Here is a 19,314-nt window from a genome sequence, read left to right as displayed (position 1 = left end):
TCCCATGTGGGTCGACGAGAGTGGCGGCAGCGACACCGACGCGAGCAGCCCGGACGCGATGACCGTCCACGTCGACGGCCAGGAGTACCAGGCCGAGGTCAACTACGACGTGAACGAAGACGGGGTGAACGACACCGCGATCATCGAGCACGAAGACGGCTCGGCCCAGGCCTTCATCGACACGAACCACGACGGCGAGGCCGACCACTACGCCGTGCTGGACGAGAACGGGAAGGTCGTCGACCAGGCGGTCTACGACGAGGCCAGCGGCCAGTGGGTCGAGGACGGCTCCGGCGGGCACGACCACTCCGACACCGGCGGCCGCGACGACAGCTCCGGCGGCCACATCCACGCGGACATGCCGGACGGCGAGGTGGACGCGGGTGTCGCGACCATCGACACCGACCACGACGGGCACAACGACACCGCCATCGTCGAGACGAAGAGCGGCGGCACCATCGCCTTCACCGACAAGGACGGCGACGGCGAAGCCGACGTCGCGGTGCAGACCGAGGCCGACGGCACGACCACGACGTTCGAGCACTCCGGACCGGGCCAGTGGACCGAGGTCTCCAGTGGACTGATGAACCCCGGGAGCGACCCGGCCGCGGACGCCGCTTGGGGCGAGGCCGGCACGCAGACGCTGGAGGGCGTCGCCCGCATCGACTCCGGCACCGGGCAGTGGATTTCCCCGAACTGAAAGTGACCCAGGTCATAGTTTGAAAGCCCGAGGCTCCGGCCTCGGGCTTTCTTCATGTCTTCAATGAAAACAAGCAGGTCACGGCTGTGTCGCAAGCCACCGGAAGATTTTCAGCGAATGCACCGATCAAGTGACATCTGAATCGATTCCCTTATCGTTCTTGTGAGAGAACCTACACGTCAGCTCTCGGTTACTCGCCGGTCATGCGGCTACTCTCAAGGAATCCCAAATCGCGCACACCGGTTCGCCAGCCGGTGCGCGAAGCCATTCGGTCGCCGGCAATGTCGCCCGCACCGGGACAGAGTTGTTCCGGTGTGGGCGCTTTTGTCGTCGGAAGTCAGGAGTAGAGATGACCGCAGTCGCCATCCCCGGACTGGACACCGCGCCGACGACGCACACCGGCGTGCTGTCCTTCGTCCGGGAGGTCGCCGAACTGACCACCCCGGACCGCGTGGTGTGGGTCGACGGGTCCGACGAAGAAGCCGCCCGGATCAACCAGGAGCTGGTCGAGGCCGGCACGTTCGTGCAGCTCAAGTCGAAGCCGAACTCCTTCTGGGCCACTTCCGACCCGAACGACGTCGCCCGCGTCGAAGACCGGACCTTCATCTGCTCGGAGCGTCCCGAGGACGCCGGCCCGACCAACAACTGGATGGACCCGGCCGAGATGAAGGCCACCATGACCGAGCTCTTCCGGGGCTCGATGCGCGGCCGCACGATGTACGTCATCCCCTTCTGCATGGGTCCGCTCGGCGACGACAATCCCAAGCTGGGTATCGAAATCACGGATTTCGCCTACGTCGTCGCCTCGATGCGCGTGATGACCCGCGCCGGCAAGGCCGCACTCGAGAAGTTCGTCGGGCCCGACGGATCCGAGCGTGAATTCGTGCCCGCGCTGCACTCGGTGGGCCACCCGCTCGAACCGGGCGAGAAGGACGTTTCCTGGCCCTGCAACGAAACGAAGTACATTTCGCACTTCCCGGAGGAGCGCGCGATCTGGAGCTACGGCTCGGGTTACGGCGGCAACTCCCTGCTGGGCAAGAAGTGCTACTCGCTGCGCATCGCGTCGGTGATGGCGCGTGACGAGGGCTGGCTCGCCGAGCACATGCTGATCCTCAAGCTGATCTCCCCCGAGGACAAGGTCCACTACGTCGCGGCCGCGTTCCCCAGCGCCTGCGGCAAGACCAACCTCGCCATGCTGCAGCCGACCATCCCGGGCTGGCGCGCCGAGACCCTGGGCGACGACATCGCCTGGATGCGCTTCGGCGAGGACGGCCGCCTGTACGCGGTGAACCCCGAGTTCGGCTTCTTCGGCGTCGCGCCGGGCACCGACTGGCACACCAACCCGAACGCCATGCGCACGATCGAGAAGGGCAACACGGTCTTCACGAACGTCGCCCTGACCGACGACGGCGACATCTGGTGGGAGGGCATGGAGAACCAGCCCGAGCACGCCACCTCGTGGAAGAACCAGGACTGGACGCCGGACTCCGACGAGAAGGCCGCCCACCCGAACTCGCGGTACTGCACGCCGATGTCGCAGTGCCCGATCCTGGCGCCGGAGTGGGACGACCCGAAGGGCGTGCCGATCTCGGCGATCCTGTTCGGTGGCCGCCGCAAGACGACGGTCCCGCTGGTGAACGAGGCCCGCGACTGGCAGCACGGCGTGTTCATGGGCGCCACGATGTCGTCGGAAACCACCGCCGCGGCCGCCGGCGCGGTCGGCAACGTGCGCCGCGACCCGATGGCGATGCTGCCGTTCCTCGGCTACCACGCCGGTGACTACTTCAAGCACTGGCTGACCCTGGGCAAGAACGCCGACGCGAACAAGCTGCCGAAGATCTTCTACGTCAACTGGTTCCGCCGCGGCGACGACGGCCGCTTCCTGTGGCCGGGCTTCGGCGAGAACTCGCGGATCCTCAAGTGGGTCGTCGAGCGCGTCGAGGGCAAGGGCAACGCCGTCGAGACGCCGGTCGGCTTCGTGCCGCGCGCCGAGGACCTCGACACCGAGGGCCTGACCGAGCCGCTCGAGGACATCCAGGCCGCCCTGGACGTCAAGCCCGAGGAGTGGCGCGAAGAGCTGCCGCTGATCGAGGAGTGGTTCGACAAGATCGGCGACAAGGTCCCGACGTCGCTGCGTGACGAGCTCGACGCGCTGGCGCAGCGCCTGAGCTAGTCCTTCGGACAGAAGGGGACGCTTCCCGGCCGCATCCGGGAGGCGTCCCCTTCTCCCTGTTACGGGTAGTTTCGCGACCATGAGACCGTTCCGCTTCGGCGTCGCGCTGTACGTACCCGGCTCACGGGCCGAGTGGATGGCGAAGTGCCGGAAGGCCGAGGACCTCGGCTACGACGTCGTCGGCGTCGTCGACCACCTCGGCCGGGTCGCGCCGGTACCCGCGCTGTTGATGGCCGCCGAGGCCACCGAGCGGGTCCGGCTGAACACCTACGTCCTCAACGCGAGCTTCCACAACCCCGTGCTGCTGGCCAGGGACGTCACCGCGCTCGACGAACTCACGGGCGGCCGGGTGGAGATCGGCATCGGCGCCGGGTACGTCCGCGAAGAGTTCGAAGCCGCCGGGGTCGGCTGGGGCACGCCCGGCCACCGGTTCGGGCGGGTCGTCGACGCCGTCACCGAGCTCGAGCGCGCGTTCACCGATCGTCCGCGGCCGCCGCTGCTGCTCGGCGGCCGCGGCGACCGGATGCTGACCTTCGCCGCCGCGCACGCCGACACCATCGCCCTCACCGGCACGGCGCCCGGCGCGGCCGAAGGGCGGCTGGCCCTGGCCGATTCCGCCGCGCTGGCCGAGCGCGCCGGCTTCGTGAAGCGGGTGCTCGACGGCCGGGACGCCGAGCTGAACCTGATGGTCCACTTCGTCCGGATCACCGACGACCGGCGGGCGGCCTTGGAAGCGGCCCACGAGCTCGTCCCGCACCTCGGCGTCGAGGAACTCGGCGCGCTGGCCACAGTCCTCGTCGGGTCCGCCGCGGCGGCGGCCGAACAGCTGCTGCGCACGCGGGAAACCCTGGGTGTCAGCTACTTCACGGTGCTCGAGGACGACTTGGACCGGCTGGCGCCGGTGCTCGAACGGCTCCGCTGAGTACGTTGGTGACCATGACTGGGGAATTCCGTTTCGGCGTCAACATGGTCGTGTCCGGCAGCCGTGCCGCCTGGGCCGAGAAGTGCCGCAAGGCCGAGGACCTCGGCTACGACGTCGTGTCCGTGGCCGACCACCTCGGCATGGCCCCGCCGTTCCCGGCGCTGGTGCTCGCCGGCGAGGCCACCTCGCGCGTCAAGCTGAACACCTATGTGCTGAACGCGGCGTTCTACAACCCGACGCTGCTGGCCCGGGAGGTCCTCGGCACCGACCAGTTCACCGACGGCCGCTTGGAGCTCGGCCTCGGCGCCGGGTACGTCGAGGCGGAGTTCGAGGCCGCCGGCCTGCCGTTCCCGTCCGCCGGCGAGCGCGTCGACCACCTCGAACGGACGATCACCGAGCTCAAGCGGCTGTACGCCGATCCGGAGCACAAGCCGGCGCCGGTGCGGAAGCCCGGGCCGCCGTTGCTGATCGGCGGCCGCGGCGACCGCGTGCTCAGCCTGGCCGCCGAGCATGCCGACACCATCGGCTTCGTCGGCGGGGTCAGCGCGGAGCAGGTCGACGAGCGCGTCGCGTTCGCCCGCGCGAAGCTCGGGGCCCGCGAGTCCGAAGTGGAGTTCAACCAGCTCGGCCAGTTCGTCACCATCACCGACGACCGCGCCGCCGGGCTGGCCGAACTCGCCGAGCGTCTGCAGGGCCGGGTCACCGTCGAGCAGCTCAGCGAGCTGCCGTCGGCCTTCGTCGGCACGCCGGCGCAGATCGCCGACCAGATCCGGGGGCACCGGGAGCGGTTCGGCTTCACTTACTTCACCATCCTCGAGATGCACTTCGAGGAGTTCGCGCCGGTCATCGAGCACCTCCGGTGATCGACGCGAAGGCGCTCGGCGTCCGGGCCGGCGAGCTGTGGCTGTTCGACGACCTCGACTTCAGCGTCGACCCCGGTGAATGCGCCGCGATCGTCGGGCCCAACGGCGTCGGCAAGTCGACCCTGCTGCGCTGCTTCTACGGCATGCAGGAGCCGCAGCGGGGCCGCGTGCTGGTCGACGGCAAGGCGCCGGACGAGCGGGACGTCGAGTTCCGGCGCAAGGTGTCGGTGCTCTTCGACGACTCCGACTTCTTCGCCGAGCTGACGCCCTTGCAGCACCTGGACCTGCTCGCCGGCTCGTTCGGCGCCGATCTCGGCGACCACGAGGAACTGCTGCGTGACGCCGGGCTGGGCGAACGCATGCGCGTGACGTCCGGGCACTTCTCCGCGGGCCAGCGCCGCCGCCTGCTGCTGCTCGGCGTCACCGCCCGGCCGCACCGGGTGCTCCTGCTGGACGAACCGGAACGCGCGCTGGACACGGCGGGCAAGGAGTGGCTGGTCGAGCTGATCGCCCGGTCGACGGCGGCCGGCGCGGCGGTCGTGGTGGCCACCCACCACCCGCCGCTGCTCGAAGCCGCGGACAGCGTGCTCGAACTGTGGTGACGCTGACGCCGAAGCGGATGCGGATCCCGGGCCGCAAGCGGTTCGGCGGGATCTTCAGCGGCGACACGGCCACTTTCGTCTTTCTGTTCGGTTCCGGGTTCCTGTTCACCGCGTTCTTCCACGTCGACGGCTGGCGCCCGGCGCTCTACGGATCGTCCATTGTGGACTTCCCGGCCGTGCTCGGGCTGCTGACGCTCTGTTGCGCGGTGGGCTGGCGCGGCCTGCTGCGCCGCGGCTTCGCGTGGGTCGAACCCGCGGAGCTGACCTGGCTCGACTTCGCCCCGGTGGACCGCAGCCGCGTCGTCACGCTGCGGTTGCTCGGCGCGTGGACCGGCGTGGTCGCGGTGACCGGCTACCTGGCCGCGCTGCTGCTCGCCGTCGGCGGCGCGGGCCTGGACCAGTGGCGGGCGGCCGTCGCGATCGTGCTCGCGACCGGCGTGGCGGCCTTCGCGGCGGCGAGGCGGACGTCGCTGCGCCTGGACGCGCTCGGCCCGCTCGCGCTCGCGGTCGTCGGGCTCGGGATCGCCGCCTTCGGTCTCGGCCCGGCGACCGTCCAGCTGGTCGCGGCCGGGGTGCTGGTCGCGGCAGTGCCGCTGGCCTTCGGCGGCGAACCGGTCTCGCGCGCGGGCCGGCGGCGCTGCTCGCCGGGTGGGACGGCCGGGTGCTGCGCTCGGTCGCCGTCACCTTCCTCGACCCGATGATGCTGCTCCCGCCGTCCGCGCCGGTGGGCGGGCTTTCGCTGCGCCGTCCGACGCCGCTGCGGCTGGCTTGGGCGGGCACGCTCGGCCGGTCGCGGTACGCGGGCGCGGCGCTGCTGGTCGGCCTCGCGGTCGTCGTCGCGCACATCGCGGTGCCGACCGTGCCGGGCGCGGTCCTGGTCGGCGTCGGGGCGTACGTCGCGCTGACGCCGTTCGGCGGCGGGCTCGGCGAGCTCTGGCGCAACCCGGGACGGCGGCGGTGGCTGGGCTCGGGCGACCGCGCCCTCGTCCTGGCCCACGGCCTGGTGCTCGCCGGGGTGGGCCTGCTCTGGGCGGCAGTGCTGTTCGCGGTCACCCTCGCGGGTGGGACGTCGTTCGCCGCGACGGCGTGGCTCGCGGTGCCGCTGTCGGTGCTCTCGATCCTGCGCACGGTCACCCGCACCGCCGTTGACTACGCGAATCCCGCGTTCGTCGACACCCCGATGGGCCCGATGCCCGCCAACCTCGTCCGGCAGCTCTTCCGCGGACTCGACCTGCTGGTGGTCGGCATCGTGCTGCTCGCCGCCGCCGTTTGACCTACCCTCGGTGCGACGAAGGGAGCAGCCAGTGGGCGGCGGACACGCACCGGGCGTCGGGCGGAGGGCGACCAGCGAGTTCCCGGCCGGCTGGAGCGACGAGCAGATCATCTCGGTGGTCAAGGATGTCGCGAACGACCCCAGCGAGGCCCGCCGGCAGCAGCGCAACGGCCGCTGGCGGTGTGCCGGCGAGCGGTTCAACGTGCACCTGATCGTGCTGGTCGAGGACAACGGGCACGTGCACACCGCCTACCCGGTGGCCGGGCCCGGCGTGGTCCGCAACCCCGACACCGCGCGCGACCCGGCGAACCCGACGGTCGCCGACCTCCAGAGCAACCGGATCAGCTTCTTCGCCGACAGCATCCTGACCCACCTCGCCGACCGGCTCGCGCCGGAGGACTACACGCACTACCGCACGCTGCTGTGGGCGGGCGAGTGGGAGGAACTGGCCGACGTGCTGGCCGCGCACGCCGTCAAGGTCGGCTTCGGCTTTTCGGCCGACGAGTTCTCCGACTTCGAGCGGCTGCTCAACAGCTACGACCTGCCGGTGCCGGCCTGCGCGTTCCTCAACGACCGCGAGCACATCCTCAAGCAGCTGCGCCCGGCCTAGCTGGCCTGGGAAAGCGGTGGCGACGCGGCGGGTGTGACGGCCGCGCGGAGTTCCTCCAGCGGCAGGCCGACGGCGTCCGCGATGGCCGCGACCGTGAAGAACGCCGGCGTCGGGATGCGGCCGGTCTCGATCTTCCGGAGCGTCTCGACCGAGATCCCGGCCTCGGCGGCGACGTCGACCATGCTCCGGCCGGCTCGCGCCGCCCGCAGCGCCAGGCCGAGGCGCTCGCCCCGTTCACGCTCTTCGTCTGTCAGCGGTACGCGCACCATGGCGCCAATACTAATACCAGAGTTGTCCACAGGTGGTGGACAACTCTGTGCACAGGTGTGGAAAAGCCCCGCCGAACGTCTGTTCGGCGGGGCCTCCACTACCCCTTGTGGCGTCAGGCGCCCGCGGGCACCGGAAGTGGCATGCCGGGCAGGCTCTGGTCGTTCGGCACGACGCCGTCGACCAGGTAGGCCTCCACGACCTTGTCCACACCCGCGTTGCCGCCGGCGTAGATGCCGTGGTCACCCTCGCCGGTGATGGTCAGCATCCGCGAGTTCTCGAACGCCTTGTGCGCGCGGCGCGCGCCCTCGATCGGCGTCGCCGGGTCGTGCTCCGACTCGACGATCAGCACCGGCGGGACACCCCGGCCGTCGAGCACCGGCAGCGGAGCCGGCGGCTTCTTCCAGAACAGGCACGGCTGGATGAACCAGCCCGCGCCGAGCAGGGGCAGCTGCTGGTCGATCAGCTTCTGCGACTGCTTGATGGCGCTCTGGGTGGAGCCGGTCCACGGACCCTCGTTGCACGGGATGGTCCAGAACGAGGCGTCGTAGGCGTCGCCGTCGGTCGGGACCATCAGCGGCTGGGCGCCGGAGGTCTCGGTGCTCTTGTCGGCGGCCTTGACCTTCTGCGCGGCCGACGACTTGGCCTGCGCCGACGCGGTGCCCTGGGTCAGCGTGCGGACGCTGACCAGGTAGTCGGCCAGGCCCGGGAAGGACCGCTTCGAGTAGATGTTCGACGCGATGAACGAGTCCAGGCCGTTGGCCGAGACGGTCGAGCCGTCGGGCAGGGTGACCGCGCCCTGGGTCAGGGCGTAGCGGACCTGCTCGTAGGTCTGGCGGGCCGCCTCGCCGGTGGTGCCGAAGTGGTAGAGCTTGTCGTACTTCGCCACCCACGGGAGGAAGTCCTGGCGGAAGCGGCGCTCGAAGCCGAGCGGCTGCCAGTCGAAGGACTTCTGCCAGGTCGTGGTGAACTCCGTCGAGGAGTCGAGGACGAACCGGCCGGTGCGCGTCGGGTAGGCCTGCGCGTAGTGCGCGCCCATCCAGGTGCCAGCCGAGTAGCCGACCCAGTTGATCTTGTCGCGGCCGAGCAGCACGCGCAGCAGGTCGATGTCCTTGACCGTCTGGTCGGTGTTGATCAGCGGGCCCAGCTCGCCGGACTTCGCCTGGCAGGACAGGGCCGCGTACTTCGTCGCCTGGAGGATCAGGTTCAGGTTCTGCTTGCTGCGGTCACGCGGGTCGAGGTCCGAGCCGGTGCCGATGGCGCCACCGCAGGTGATGTTCGTGCTCTTGCCGGTGCCGCGCGGGTCGAAGCCGACGATCTCCTGGTGCTCACGCAGCTTCGGCTGGTTGCGCAGGCGGGCCGGGAAGTTCCGCCCGGGCGCCCCCGGGCCACCCGGGTTGGTGACGACGCTGGCCGTCGCGTCCTTGGTCGCCTTCAGCCGGCTGACGGCGATGGTCAGGTCGATCTGGGCGTTGGCCTGGTACCAGTTGCGCGGCGTCTTGTAGGTCGCGCACTCCATGTCCTCGGCACCCGCGGGCGGGGCCGTCGGCAGCTCGGCGGGGACGGCGCACTTGTGCCAGTCCAGCTTCTGGTTCGCGTACTGCGCCGGGATGTTCGTGGAGTTCAGCGGCTGCTTACCGGCCGCGACCTCCTGACCTGCGAATGCAGGAGTGAACCCGGCCAGCAGGGTGCCGGCGATGGCCGGGATCACCACCGCGTAGCGGAGTCGTGTCATACGGTTGCCCCTTTTGGGTTTTCGCGTGTGGAGTCGCGCTATTGATATCGGGCCCTCGGGGGCGGGGCAAGCGACGTTGGTCGGCATCGGCGGCCGCGGCGATCAAATCGATATCGGACAGACGTGACTCCCTGTCACCCAGGTTCTAAGGTCAGGCGGTCGGTTACGGGAGTGTTAGGTGAGGTCGATGTCGACGGTGAAGCACGACGGAAAGGTCCGCGGGTTTCAATTCAGCCCGTGGAACCTGCTCCTGATCGTCCCGCTGCTGGTCCTGGTCACGCCCCTGTTCAACATGGACGGTCCGCGGCTGTTCGGGATGCCGTTCTTCTACTGGTTCCAGTTCCTCATGGTCGGCGTCGGGGTGCTGAGCACCTGGATCGTCTACCTGATGACGCGGGACAAGCGGACCGTTGACGCGCCGGACAAGCTGAGCGTCGACGACCTGGACGAAGGGGACGCTCGATGAGCAACCTGCAGTGGCCCGAGCTGATCATCTTCACGATCCTCTTCGCGCTCGTCACCGTCCTCGGTTTCATGGCGTCGCGGTGGCAGCGCGGCAGCACCCTGGACCACCTGGACGAATGGGGCCTCGGCGGCCGCAAGTTCGGCTCGTGGATCACCTGGTTCCTGCTCGGCGGTGACCTCTACACGGCATACACGTTCGTCGCGGTGCCCGCGCTGGTGTTCAGCGCCGGCGCGCTGGGCCTCTACGCGCTGCCGTACACGATCGTCGTCTACCCGATCGTCCTGCTCCCGGCCCTGCGGATGTGGTCGGTGTCGCGGGTGCGCGGCTACGTCACCCCGGCCGACTTCGTGCGCGGCCGCTTCGGCTCGCCGATCCTCGCGCTGCTGGTCGCGATCACCGGCATCGTCGCGACCATGCCGTACATCGCGCTGCAGCTGGTCGGCCTCGAAGCCGTGCTGCGGACGATGGGCATCAACGGCTCCGGCATCGTCGGGCACCTGCCGCTGCTGGTCGCCTTCGTCATCCTGGCCTTCTACACCTACCAGTCCGGCCTGCGGGCGCCCGCGCTGATCGCGTTCGTCAAGGACATCCTGATCTACATCGTGATCCTGGTGGCGATCATCTACCTGCCCTCGAAGCTGGGCGGCTGGTCGCACATCTTCGACGCGGCGGCGAAGAAGCTCGGCACGCCGAGCCCGGCCACCGGCAAGCCGGCCGGGTCGATCCTGCTGACGGCCAACAACCAGCTGCAGTACGCGACGCTGGCGCTGGGTTCGGCGCTCGCGCTGTTCCTCTACCCGCACTCGCTGACCAGCGTGCTCGCCTCGCGCGGCCGCAACGTCATCAAGCGGAACATGGTCGCGCTGCCGGCGTACTCGCTGGTGCTCGGTCTGCTGGCGCTGCTCGGCTACGTGGCCATCACGGCGGGCGTCAAGCCGCTGACGAACGCGGCGACCGGCAAGGCGGACGGCAACACGATCGTCCCGGTGCTGTTCGACAGCCAGTTCTCGTCCTGGTTCGCGGGCATCGCGTTCGCCGCGATCGGCATCGGCGCCCTGGTGCCGGCCGCGATCATGTCGATCGCCGCGGCCAACCTGTGGACCAGGAACATCTACAAGGAGTACATCCGCAAGAACGCGACGCCGCAGGAAGAAGCGAAGCAGGCGAAGCTGGCTTCGCTGGTCGTGAAGCTCGGCGCGGTCGCCGTGATCATCCTGATCGACCCGCAGTTCTCGATCGACCTCCAGCTCATCGGCGGCGTGCTGATCCTGCAGACGCTGCCGGCGGTCGCGCTGGCGCTGTACACGCGCTGGTTCCACCGCTGGGGCCTGATCGCGGGCTGGGTCGTCGGCATCGGCTGGGGCCTGATCATGCTGTACGGCATCCCCAACCCGGCCAACGGCAAGCAGCACTTCGGCGGCTCGGCACTGGCCCTGGGCAACATGTCGATCTTCGGCTGGCACCCGTTCGCGGGTTCGGCGGTCCAGATCTACGTCGGTTTCGTGGCGCTGATCGCGAACCTGGTGGTGGCGGCGATCGTCACGGTGATCGCGCGGCAGCTGAAGGTGTTCAACGGCACCGACGACACCAACGCCGAGGACTACCACGCGGACGAGAACGACAAGGACCTGCGCCCGATCGGCGTCCACTAATCCATTAAGGACGTTCTCGATACCCTCGCCGGCCCTCCGGGTCGGCGAGGGTACGGGTGGGGTAGTCAACTGGAGCGGCGGCGTCGCCAGGCGAAAGTGCCGCCGACAACACCGAGACCGGTGAGGGCGCTGACGGTCGACAACGGGTTCAACACGAGCACCACCAGCACCGATGCGCCAATTGCGGAGATGGCCACCACCGGCCAGATGGCGGTGCGCATGAGGAGCGCGAGGTGGCGGGTTTGGTCCTTGTCGGCGACAACCCGCGAGATCAAGGCAGGGATCGTCCGTACGGTGGGCAGGCGCTTCCTGGGCTCCGACGAAGGTTTCTCATCGACGTCGGTCATTCGGCCACCAGTCCGGCCAACCGGCTCATAAGGGCTTCTCGCTCGGCCGGCGGGAGCCGACGAGCGTCAGCAAATGCCTGTTCAGCTGGGCTGAACTCGCGCTTGCCCCGCACCATCCAGGCAAGGACTCGCACCCGGTCGTCGGGTGAGAGTTCCTCGATGCGTTGCCAAACCTCGGTCAGTGACGGGGGCGTCGCCTCGCGGGCTCCGTCACTGCACCGCGTGCACTCGGTGACCAGATTGTCGATCGTGTCTTTGCCGCCGGCCTTCCCCAAGGGAACGAAGTGGTGCACCCCGAGCCGTGCGGTCGTCGAAGGGCTGTCCGGGTAAGCCTCGCCGGCGCCGATTCCGCAGCGTACGCAGCGACTGCGGTCGCGGTCGAGCACTTGCCGCCGTACTGCATTGGTGAGCAGACCAAGGCCCGCGGCGCGATGTTGCCGCTCCCACACCGGACTTCCGACTTTCACCAGGCGCTGCTCCTCCTGGCTCAAAGTGGGATCTTCGCGCCTGGTGACGAACTCCCACCCCGCCTGACGCAGGTCACGCATCCGGCGTTCGGCTTGAGCTACGTCTGGAAAAGCCGTCCTCAACTCCGCTTTCGTGAACGTGCCGTTCTCGCCGACCTCACTGACCAGCCATAAGGCCACCCGCACGCGGGTGCCCAGCGCTGGTGAACGCCAATCAGGTAGCCCCACGGTCCCCCCCTTGCTGATGGCGACGTAGTGCACGGCGCCCGAGGTGAGCATACTTGCCGGTACGCGATTTCGGCAAGTAGTGGCAAGTAAATGCTGTGCCTACGCCTGCCGTTGCCACGCTATGGCCGCTCGGGAAACGAGGTACAGCACCAGCCCGTTGAGCAGGTGCCAGAGGAAGTGCGTGCCGGCCGGGACGTAGTCGCACACGTCCCGGTCGAGCCCGCGCAAGCTCAGCGAAAGCGCGAAAACCGCGCCCGCGACGGCGAAGTGCGTCCAGTAGGCGTCGCGGCGGAAGGCCAGCAGCGCGGCGAACGCGAACAGCCCGATCACGGCGGACAGGTAGAGCCCGCCGCCCAGCAACGCCGTGACGAGGGTGAGCGCGAGAAACGCGGGCGGCCCGAGCCACCACAGCCGCCACCCGAAGAACACCCGCGGGAACAACCCGGCGTACACCAGCACGAAGACGAGGATCGCCACCGAATCCCCGACGGCGGCCCACCGCGTCGCGAGCAGGTGGAACGCCGTGCTGGCCACGAAGATGAGCCCGATCAGCCCGGCGAGCAGCCGTCCGGTCCGGTCTCCCTCGGCCAGCCGCCACACGAGCACGGCGGCGACCAGGAACGCGAGGTTGCTGAGACTGTTGAGCGGTTCACCCCAGAGCCCGGGCGCGACGCGTTCGCAGTACCCGTCGACGTAGTCCGTCACGCGACCAGCCAACCACGACTAGCGTGCGGGGTATGAGCGACGCGGTGAGCCGGTTCCCGGTGACGGAACTCGAAGACCTGCCCGACGACCTCCGTGAGCGCGTCGGCGCGATCGCGCAGAAGTCCGGCTTCACGCCGAACATCTTCCGTGCCCTCGGCCACCGCCCCGCCGAGCTGCGGGCTTTCCTCGACTACCACGACGCCCTGATGGAACGCGCCGAAGGACTCAGCAAGGCCGAGCGCGAGCTGGTCGTGGTCGCCACCTCCGGCGCCAACCACTGCACCTACTGCGTAGTCGCGCACGGCGCGATCCTGCGCATCCGCGCGAAGGACCCGGAGCTGGCCGACCGGGTGTCGAGCAACCCGTGGCAGGTGGAGCTGGACGAACGCGGCCGCGCGATCGTCGACCTGGCCCTCGCGCTCGCCCAGGACTCGGCACTGTTCGGTGAGGGCGACCTCGAAGCCGCGCGCAACGCCGGCCTCACCGACGACGAGATCTGGGACGTCGGCGCCATCACGGCGTTGTTCGCGATGTCGAACCGTCTCGCCCACCTCACGGCGCTGCGGCCGAACCCGGAGTTCTTCCTGCTCGGCCGCGTCCCGCGCTAGAACTCCAGGCGCCACGTCTCGTCGGTCAGCTTCGGGCCCCAGTCGTCGAAGTCGGCTTCGGCGACGAGCTCGAAGCCGGCCGCGCGGTAGATCGACCGCGCGGCCTCGAGGACCGAGACCGTCGACAGCTCCATCGCGCGGTAGCCGTGCGCCCTGGCGAACTCCACGCACTCGGTCACCAGCCGCTTGCCCACGCCGTGTCCCCGCGCCGACGGCTCGAGCAGCAGCAACCGGAGCTTCGCGGTGTCCGCGTCCGGGCCGCGCCCGCACCCGATGCTGCCCACCCGCTCGCCGTCGAGCTCGGCGATCCAGAACGCCACCCCCGGGTCGGTGCGGGCGTCCAGGAAGTCCGCGGCGATCCGGGCGACGAGCGCCTCGAAACCGGCGTTGAAGCCGTACTCCCGCGCATAGAGCGCGCCGTGGCGTTCCACCACCCATCCGAGGTCCCCCGGTCGTGGCGGGCGGAGAACGAGGGCCGGGTCGCGGCGGCGGTCGCCGACCAGGTCGCCGATCGTGCGCATCGCGGTCAGCAGGCGCTGCTGGTCCTCGTCGGCGAACCGGCGCAGCAGCCCGCCGATCTGGTCGGTGGACCGCCGGTTCAGCACCGCGAAGGCGTCCCGGCCCGCGGTGGTCGGCCGCACGAGCTGGCGGCGGGCGTCCTCCTCGGACCGTTCGCGCACGATCAGCCCGCGTGACTCGAGGCGGGCGAGCAGCCTGCTCGCGTAGCCGGCGTCGAGTTCGAGGCGTTTCCGCAGGTCGGTGACCGGTAGCGGGTCCTGGTGGGCGAGTTCGAAGAGCACGCGGGCTTCCGGCAGGGAGTACTCGGCGTCCGCGGGCCCCTCGTCGAGCACGCCGATGACCCCGGTGTAGAGCCGGTTGAAGGCGCGGACCGCGGCGACCCGATCGGCCAGCTGACTGTCGTTCATTGACCACCTCAACAAGTTCGTTGACGAAGTCAAAGATTACCGGACACGTCGGCGCCGGCGAGGGATTTTCCGGGGAAATGGGAAACCCCGCGATGCTGCCAGGTCGGGGGTCCGCCAGCATCACGGGGTCGTACTGGGTATCGACGCCCCTCGGGGCGGCGTTACACCGTGAGCACGATGTGGCCTAGGTCACTCGAATGGGCGACCGCCACGGGGTGAAGAGATCAGCGCATGTAGCCCGAGCGAGCCTGCGAGATCGCGATGAGTTCCTGACGGACCGTCGCGGTGGCGGCGGTGTCGATCGCCCGGTTCAGCGCCCGGCGAGTGCGAGCCTCGGCGCGACGGGCACGGAGCTTGGCGGCGATGTTGTTCATCGGTTTCTGCATCCCCTTCGAGGGTTCTTGGTCGGTGTGCCTCTAGTATGCGCCTTTTTTCACAAGGAAGCCAACGAATATCCGGTGATGTGGCGCACTCGCCGATGAATCGTAGGCAAAGCTGGGTAAGGGCCGGAGAGATTCGGGGCGGCGGCGGTCACGACGAAGCAACCCGCTACAGGCGTCTAAGTATGTATAGCGATAATCCGATAAAGACTTAGCGACGCTCATAGAGCGCGAGACAGCGGGAAAACCGCAGGTCAGTCGCGTCCGAGCAGGTAGTGGCCGAAGTGCGGGACGGTGAAGGCGATCTGGCCCCGCTCGGCGGAGTACACGAGCCCCTTCTTCATGAGGCTGTCGCGCGCCGGCGACAGCGACGACGGCTTGCGGCCGAGGAACACGGCGACGTCGGCCGTGCCGGCCGGCTCGTCGCGTCCCTGGGTCAGCGAGGCCATCGCCTGCAGGTACTCCCGCTCGGCGGGCGTCGCGCGTTCGTAGCGCGAGCCGAAGAAGCCGACCGCCAGTTCCGACTCCGCTTCGGGCGCCGCGACCTGGACGTCCTTGACAGTGATCGGGTCGGACGGCGCCGCGTCCCAGGCCGCCTTGCCGTAGGCCTGGATGAAGTACGGGTAGCCGCCGGACGCGTCGAAGAGCGCGTCGAGAGCTTCCGGTTCGATGCCGGCGTCCTCGCGCTCGATCGGCGCCATCACGGCGAAGTCGGCGTCCTCGCGGTTGAGCCGGTCGATGCGCGCGTACCGGAAGAGCCGCTCGGAGTAGGACTTCGACGCCGAGAGCACCGCGGGCACGTGCGGCAGCCCGGCGCCGACGACGACCAGCGGCGCGCCGGACTGCGACAGCTCGTGGCAGGCCGCGCACAACGCCGAGACGTCGTCGGGCTGCAGGTCCTGGATCTCGTCGATGAGCAGCGCGACGCCGGTGCCGACGTCCGCGGCGAGCTCGGCGACGTCGGTGAACAGCTCGACGAGGTCGATTTCGATGTCGCCGGAGTCGGCCCGTCCCTGTGCGGCGGGCACGTCGATGCCCGGCTGCCAGCGTTCGCGCAGCTTGGCGTCGGGCTTGTTGGCCCGCAGCGCGAACGCCTTGAGCACGCCGAGCACCTCTTCGACGCGGTCCGGCGCCCGGTGCCGCACGGCGAGGTCGCGGATGGCCCGGTGCAGCGCGGCCGACAGCGGCCGCCGCAGCTCGGCGTCCGGCCGCGCCTCGATCTTGCCCGCTCCCCACTTGTGCCGCACGGCCATCGCGCGCAGCTCCCCGAGGAGCACGGTCTTGCCGACGCCGCGCAGCCCGGTGAGGACGAGACTGCGTTCGGGTCTCCCCCGCGCCACCCGCTCCAGCACCACTTCGAACGCCTTGAGCTCACGCTCGCGCCCGGCCAGCTCGGGCGGCCGTTGCCCGGCGCCCGGCGCGAAGGGGTTGCGGATGGGGTCCACTCTGCCAAGTTATCGGCGTTTCTAGGGTGAGCCCGATATTCCGCCATAGACGGCTAGGCGTGTCGCCGAGGTTCGATCGGATGGCCGTACATAGAGCCGAACAGGTCTGCAGCCCTGCTCGGCTCTACCCCCAGTGCGCCCCTACGACGCACCGCTAGTCGCCCAGGTTCCGCTCCGCGTAGATCTTCATCGCGTCCCGGACCAACTCCGCCGTCGCGCCTTCGAACCCGTAGCGCGGGTCGTCGACGTACAGCTGTCCGAGCCCCGCGAAGTACCCCGCGGACACGGACGACACCGCCGGCTTCAGCCACTCGTGCAGCCGCCGCGTGATCGCCTGGACCTCGTCGGAGTCCGGGGCGAGCCCGGACGCCGCGCCGAACGCCGCCGCGATGTCGCGCTGCTCCTGCTGGTGGGCCTGCTTCTCCGCCGCCGACAGCGAACTCCACCACTGGTCACCGCGCCGGTACGCCTCGGCGCCCCATCGCGAAGTGACCTCCTTCTCGTACTTCGTGTGGTCGAAGCCGTCGAAGACTTCTTCTGCCATCAGCCGTTCACCTCCCTTCAGTTTCCGGAGGGTCGTGCGGACCGACTCGATCTGCCGTCCGATCCGCCGCTGCTCCTCTTCGAGCAGCTCCAGGTGGGTTTCCAGGGCCGCGGCGCTGTCGCGCTGGCCGTCGAGCACCTCGGCGATCGCCGGCAGCCCGAGCCCGAGCTCACGCAGCAACAGGATCCGCTGCAGCCGGACGAGCGCCTGCTCGTCGTAGTAGCGGTAGCCGTTGCCGCCGATCCGGCTGGGCTCGAGCAGGCCGACCGCGCCGTAGTGGCGCAGCGTCCGGCTCGTGGTCCCGGCCGAGCGGGCGATGTCCTGGATCGACCACTCCATGCCGTCGACGATAGAAGTTGACGCAGCGTCAAGGTCAACCGCTAGAGCTTTATAGCGCTCTCTAGCGTCCAGGGGATATTTCCGCAGAAAGCGCGATGAGGATTCGAGCCCGGGCCGAGCGGGCATCCACGGAGTAGGTTCGACCAGGCAGCGGCCCGTACGAGGAAGGCTATGACCGTGATACTCCGTCGAGTGGCACGTCCCCTGCTCGCCACGATCTTCGTGACGGGCGGGATCAATGCGCTGAGGCAGGCCGAGGGCCACGCCAAGGCGGCGGAACCGTTCCTCAACAACGCGTTCGAGAAGTTCGGCGACGTCGTCCCGGAGCAAGTCCCGCGTGACCCGGTGACGCTCGTCCGGATCGACGCCGCGGTGAAGATCGGCGCCGGTCTCGCGCTCGCGTCCGGCAAGGCGCCGCGGCTCGCGGCGGGGCTGCTCCTCGGCAGCCTGGTGCCGACGACGCTCTCGACGCACAGCTTCTGGACCATCAAGGACCCGGCCGAGAAGCAGCAGCAGCAGATCCAGTTCTTCAAGAACGCGAGCCTGGCCGGTGGCCTGCTGCTGGCGGTGGCCGACACGCACGGGAAGCCGTCGGCGGCCTGGCGTGCGCGTCGCGCCGCGAAGGACGTCGGCCAGAGCGCCGAGCGGCTGAGCCGCCGCGGGCAGAAGCGCGCGAACAAGCTCGCGAAGCGGGCCCAGAAGGCCCTCCCCAACTGACGCGAAAAGGGCCGTCCCCCGCGGGGGACGGCCCTTTTTCGTGCGGCTACTTCTCCAGGATCGCGGTGACGCCCTGGCCGCCGGCCGCGCAGATCGAGATCAGGCCGCGGCCGGACCCCTTCTCGTGCAGCAGCTTCGCCAGCGTCGCGACGATCCGGCCGCCCGTGGCGGCGAACGGGTGCCCGGCCGCCAGCGACGAGCCGTTGACGTTCAGCTTCGCCCGGTCGATCGCGCCGAGCGGCTCGTCCAGGTCCAGCTTCTCCTTGGCGAACGCCGGGTCCTCCCACGCCTTGAGCGTGGCCAGCACCTGCGACGCGAACGCCTCGTGGATCTCGTAGAAGTCGAAGTCCTGCAGCGACAGCCCGGCGCGGGCGAGCATCCGCGGCACGGCGTACGCGGGCGCCATCAGCAGGCCCTCTTCGCCGTGGACGTAGTCGACGGCCGCGGTCTCCGAGAACGTCAGGTACGCCTGCACCGGCAGCTTGTGCGCCTTCGCCCACTCGTCGGTGGCGAGCAGGACCGTCGACGCGCCGTCGGTCAGCGGCGTCGAGTTGCCCGCGGTCATCGTGCCGTCCGGGCCGCCGAAGGCCGGCTTGAGCTTGCCGAGCTTCTCCGCGGTCGAGTCCGGGCGCAGGTTCTGGTCGCGCGCGAGCTTGAGGAACGGCGTCACGAGGTCGTCGAAGAACCCGCGGTCGTAGGCGGCGGCGAGCTTCTGGTGGCTGCTCGCCGCCAGCTCGTCCTGCGCCTCCCGGGTGATCTCCCAGATCTTCGCGGTCAGCGCCGCGTGCTCGCCCATCGAGAGGCCGGTGCGCGGCTCCTCGTTGCGCGGGATCGCCGGGACGATGTGACCCGGGCGGATCTTCGCGACGAGCTTGAGCCGGTCGCCGAGCGTCTTGGCCGCGTTGAGCTGGATGAGGATCTGCCGCAGGTCCTCGTTCACGGCCAGGGGTGCGTCGCTGGTCGTGTCGACACCGCCGGCGATGGCCGAGTCGATCTGGCCGAGGGCGATCTTGTTGGCGACGTTGATGATCGCCTGCAGGCCGGTGCCGCACGCCATCTGGACGTCGGACGCGGGCGTCGCGGGCGAAAGCTTGCTGCCCAGCACGCTCTCGCGGGCCAGGTTGAAGTCCTTCGAGTGCTTGAGCACGGCGCCGGCGGCGACCTCGCCGATCACCTCGCCCTGCAGCGAGAAGCGGCTCACCAGGCCGTCGAGGGCGGCGGTGAACATGTCCTGGTTCGACGCCTTCGCGTACGGGCCGTTGGACCGCGCGAAGGGGATCCGGTTGCCCCCGATGATCGCGACCTTGCGTACTGCGGGCGTCTTCTTCGGTGGCATGACTTCACC

General features: G+C 69.5%; 20 protein-coding genes and 1 pseudogene. 11 read left to right on the top strand and 10 right to left on the bottom strand.

The genetic code is table 11. From position 1 onward, the window contains the following. Window positions 1–4 precede the first annotated feature (4 nt). The 7 genes and pseudogenes from AB0M93_RS21090 to AB0M93_RS21060 all read left to right on the top strand — a co-directional run bounded on the left by AB0M93_RS21090 (window position 5) and on the right by AB0M93_RS21060 (window position 7,143). Window positions 5–700 carry a hypothetical protein gene (locus AB0M93_RS21090; protein WP_364275862.1) on the top strand — a complete coding sequence of 232 codons (696 nt, stop codon included), beginning with the start codon at window positions 5–7 and terminating at the stop codon, window positions 698–700. Between the two features lie 349 nt (window positions 701–1,049). Next, window positions 1,050–2,873, top strand: a complete 1,824-nt coding sequence (locus AB0M93_RS21085; protein WP_364275861.1) for a phosphoenolpyruvate carboxykinase (GTP) — start codon at window positions 1,050–1,052, stop codon at window positions 2,871–2,873. 79 nt (window positions 2,874–2,952) lie between these two features. Continuing rightward, window positions 2,953–3,795 carry a TIGR03621 family F420-dependent LLM class oxidoreductase gene (locus tag AB0M93_RS21080; protein ID WP_364275860.1) on the top strand — a complete coding sequence of 281 codons (843 nt, stop codon included), beginning with the start codon at window positions 2,953–2,955 and terminating at the stop codon, window positions 3,793–3,795. A 14-nt stretch (window positions 3,796–3,809) separates the two neighbouring features. After that, window positions 3,810–4,658 (top strand): LLM class F420-dependent oxidoreductase, encoded by an 849-nt coding sequence (locus AB0M93_RS21075; protein WP_364275859.1) that lies wholly within the window; start codon window positions 3,810–3,812, stop codon window positions 4,656–4,658. Continuing rightward, window positions 4,655–5,260 (top strand): ABC transporter ATP-binding protein, encoded by a 606-nt coding sequence (locus AB0M93_RS21070; protein WP_364275858.1) that lies wholly within the window; start codon window positions 4,655–4,657, stop codon window positions 5,258–5,260. Before AB0M93_RS21075 ends, AB0M93_RS21070 begins: the two co-directional genes overlap by 4 nt. Next, window positions 5,254–6,533, top strand: a pseudogene (locus tag AB0M93_RS21065) (hypothetical protein). The gene AB0M93_RS21070 and the pseudogene AB0M93_RS21065 overlap by 7 nt, the downstream one beginning before the upstream one ends. 31 nt (window positions 6,534–6,564) lie before the next feature. Further along, entirely contained in the window at window positions 6,565–7,143 is a 579-nt protein-coding gene (locus tag AB0M93_RS21060; protein ID WP_364275857.1) for an EndoU domain-containing protein, read from the top strand. Here the strand turns inward: AB0M93_RS21060 and AB0M93_RS21055 are convergent. Both AB0M93_RS21055 and AB0M93_RS21050 read right to left on the bottom strand, forming a co-directional pair. Continuing rightward, the gene (locus AB0M93_RS21055; RefSeq protein WP_033261071.1) at window positions 7,140–7,412 is read right to left on the bottom strand and encodes a helix-turn-helix transcriptional regulator; all 273 of its coding nucleotides are present in this window, start codon (window positions 7,410–7,412) and stop codon (window positions 7,140–7,142) included. The two genes, AB0M93_RS21060 and AB0M93_RS21055, sit on opposite strands and share 4 nt — an antisense overlap. A gap of 113 nt (window positions 7,413–7,525) precedes the next feature. Continuing rightward, a complete protein-coding gene (locus AB0M93_RS21050; protein ID WP_364275856.1) occupies window positions 7,526–9,145 on the bottom strand; it encodes an alpha/beta hydrolase in 1,620 nt (539 codons plus the stop codon). 187 nt (window positions 9,146–9,332) lie between these two features. Here AB0M93_RS21050 and AB0M93_RS21045 point away from each other — a divergent pair, with 187 nt between their 5' ends. Both AB0M93_RS21045 and mctP read left to right on the top strand, forming a co-directional pair. Continuing rightward, window positions 9,333–9,611, top strand: coding sequence for a DUF3311 domain-containing protein (locus tag AB0M93_RS21045; protein ID WP_364275855.1), 279 nt, complete (start codon window positions 9,333–9,335; stop codon window positions 9,609–9,611). Then, the gene (gene mctP / locus AB0M93_RS21040; protein WP_364275854.1) at window positions 9,608–11,263 is read left to right on the top strand and encodes a monocarboxylate uptake permease MctP; all 1,656 of its coding nucleotides are present in this window, start codon (window positions 9,608–9,610) and stop codon (window positions 11,261–11,263) included. The genes AB0M93_RS21045 and mctP overlap by 4 nt, the downstream gene beginning before the upstream one ends. 65 nt (window positions 11,264–11,328) lie before the next feature. Here mctP and AB0M93_RS21035 read toward each other — a convergent pair whose 3' ends face one another. From AB0M93_RS21035 to AB0M93_RS21025, 3 genes are all read right to left on the bottom strand, one after another. After that, complete coding sequence (locus AB0M93_RS21035) at window positions 11,329–11,610, bottom strand: hypothetical protein (RefSeq protein ID WP_364275853.1); 282 nt, start codon at window positions 11,608–11,610, stop codon at window positions 11,329–11,331. Next, the gene (locus AB0M93_RS21030) at window positions 11,607–12,338 is read right to left on the bottom strand and encodes an HNH endonuclease (RefSeq protein WP_364275852.1); all 732 of its coding nucleotides are present in this window, start codon (window positions 12,336–12,338) and stop codon (window positions 11,607–11,609) included. Before AB0M93_RS21030 ends, AB0M93_RS21035 begins: the two co-directional genes overlap by 4 nt. Window positions 12,339–12,404: 66 nt before the next feature. Continuing rightward, window positions 12,405–13,010 carry a hypothetical protein gene (locus AB0M93_RS21025; protein ID WP_364275851.1) on the bottom strand — a complete coding sequence of 202 codons (606 nt, stop codon included), beginning with the start codon at window positions 13,008–13,010 and terminating at the stop codon, window positions 12,405–12,407. Between the two features lie 32 nt (window positions 13,011–13,042). Here AB0M93_RS21025 and AB0M93_RS21020 point away from each other — a divergent pair, with 32 nt between their 5' ends. Next, complete coding sequence (locus AB0M93_RS21020; RefSeq protein ID WP_364275850.1) at window positions 13,043–13,618, top strand: peroxidase-related enzyme; 576 nt, start codon at window positions 13,043–13,045, stop codon at window positions 13,616–13,618. Here the strand turns inward: AB0M93_RS21020 and AB0M93_RS21015 are convergent. From AB0M93_RS21015 to AB0M93_RS21000, 4 genes are all read right to left on the bottom strand, one after another. Continuing rightward, window positions 13,615–14,544: a helix-turn-helix domain-containing GNAT family N-acetyltransferase gene (locus tag AB0M93_RS21015; RefSeq protein ID WP_364275849.1), complete on the bottom strand. Its 930-nt coding sequence runs from the start codon at window positions 14,542–14,544 to the stop codon at window positions 13,615–13,617. The two genes, AB0M93_RS21020 and AB0M93_RS21015, sit on opposite strands and share 4 nt — an antisense overlap. Window positions 14,545–14,768: 224 nt before the next feature. Next, window positions 14,769–14,918 (bottom strand): hypothetical protein, encoded by a 150-nt coding sequence (locus AB0M93_RS21010; protein WP_364275848.1) that lies wholly within the window; start codon window positions 14,916–14,918, stop codon window positions 14,769–14,771. 260 nt (window positions 14,919–15,178) lie between these two features. Next, the gene (locus tag AB0M93_RS21005) at window positions 15,179–16,369 is read right to left on the bottom strand and encodes an ATP-binding protein (RefSeq protein WP_364001685.1); all 1,191 of its coding nucleotides are present in this window, start codon (window positions 16,367–16,369) and stop codon (window positions 15,179–15,181) included. Between the two features lie 154 nt (window positions 16,370–16,523). Continuing rightward, window positions 16,524–17,252, bottom strand: a complete 729-nt coding sequence (locus tag AB0M93_RS21000; RefSeq protein ID WP_364275847.1) for a TipAS antibiotic-recognition domain-containing protein — start codon at window positions 17,250–17,252, stop codon at window positions 16,524–16,526. A gap of 171 nt (window positions 17,253–17,423) precedes the next feature. Here AB0M93_RS21000 and AB0M93_RS20995 point away from each other — a divergent pair, with 171 nt between their 5' ends. Further along, entirely contained in the window at window positions 17,424–17,969 is a 546-nt protein-coding gene (locus tag AB0M93_RS20995) for a DoxX family protein (RefSeq protein WP_364275846.1), read from the top strand. Window positions 17,970–18,015: 46 nt separating this feature from the next. Here the strand turns inward: AB0M93_RS20995 and AB0M93_RS20990 are convergent, their stop codons facing one another. Beyond that, entirely contained in the window at window positions 18,016–19,305 is a 1,290-nt protein-coding gene (locus AB0M93_RS20990) for an acetyl-CoA C-acetyltransferase (protein ID WP_364275845.1), read from the bottom strand. Window positions 19,306–19,314 lie beyond the last annotated feature (9 nt).

Origin of the sequence: Amycolatopsis sp. NPDC051102 (assembly GCF_040682815.1) — a bacterium.
Classification (GTDB): Bacteria; Actinomycetota; Actinomycetes; order Mycobacteriales; family Pseudonocardiaceae; genus Amycolatopsis.
This window is presented reverse-complemented; position numbering and strand designations above follow the sequence as displayed.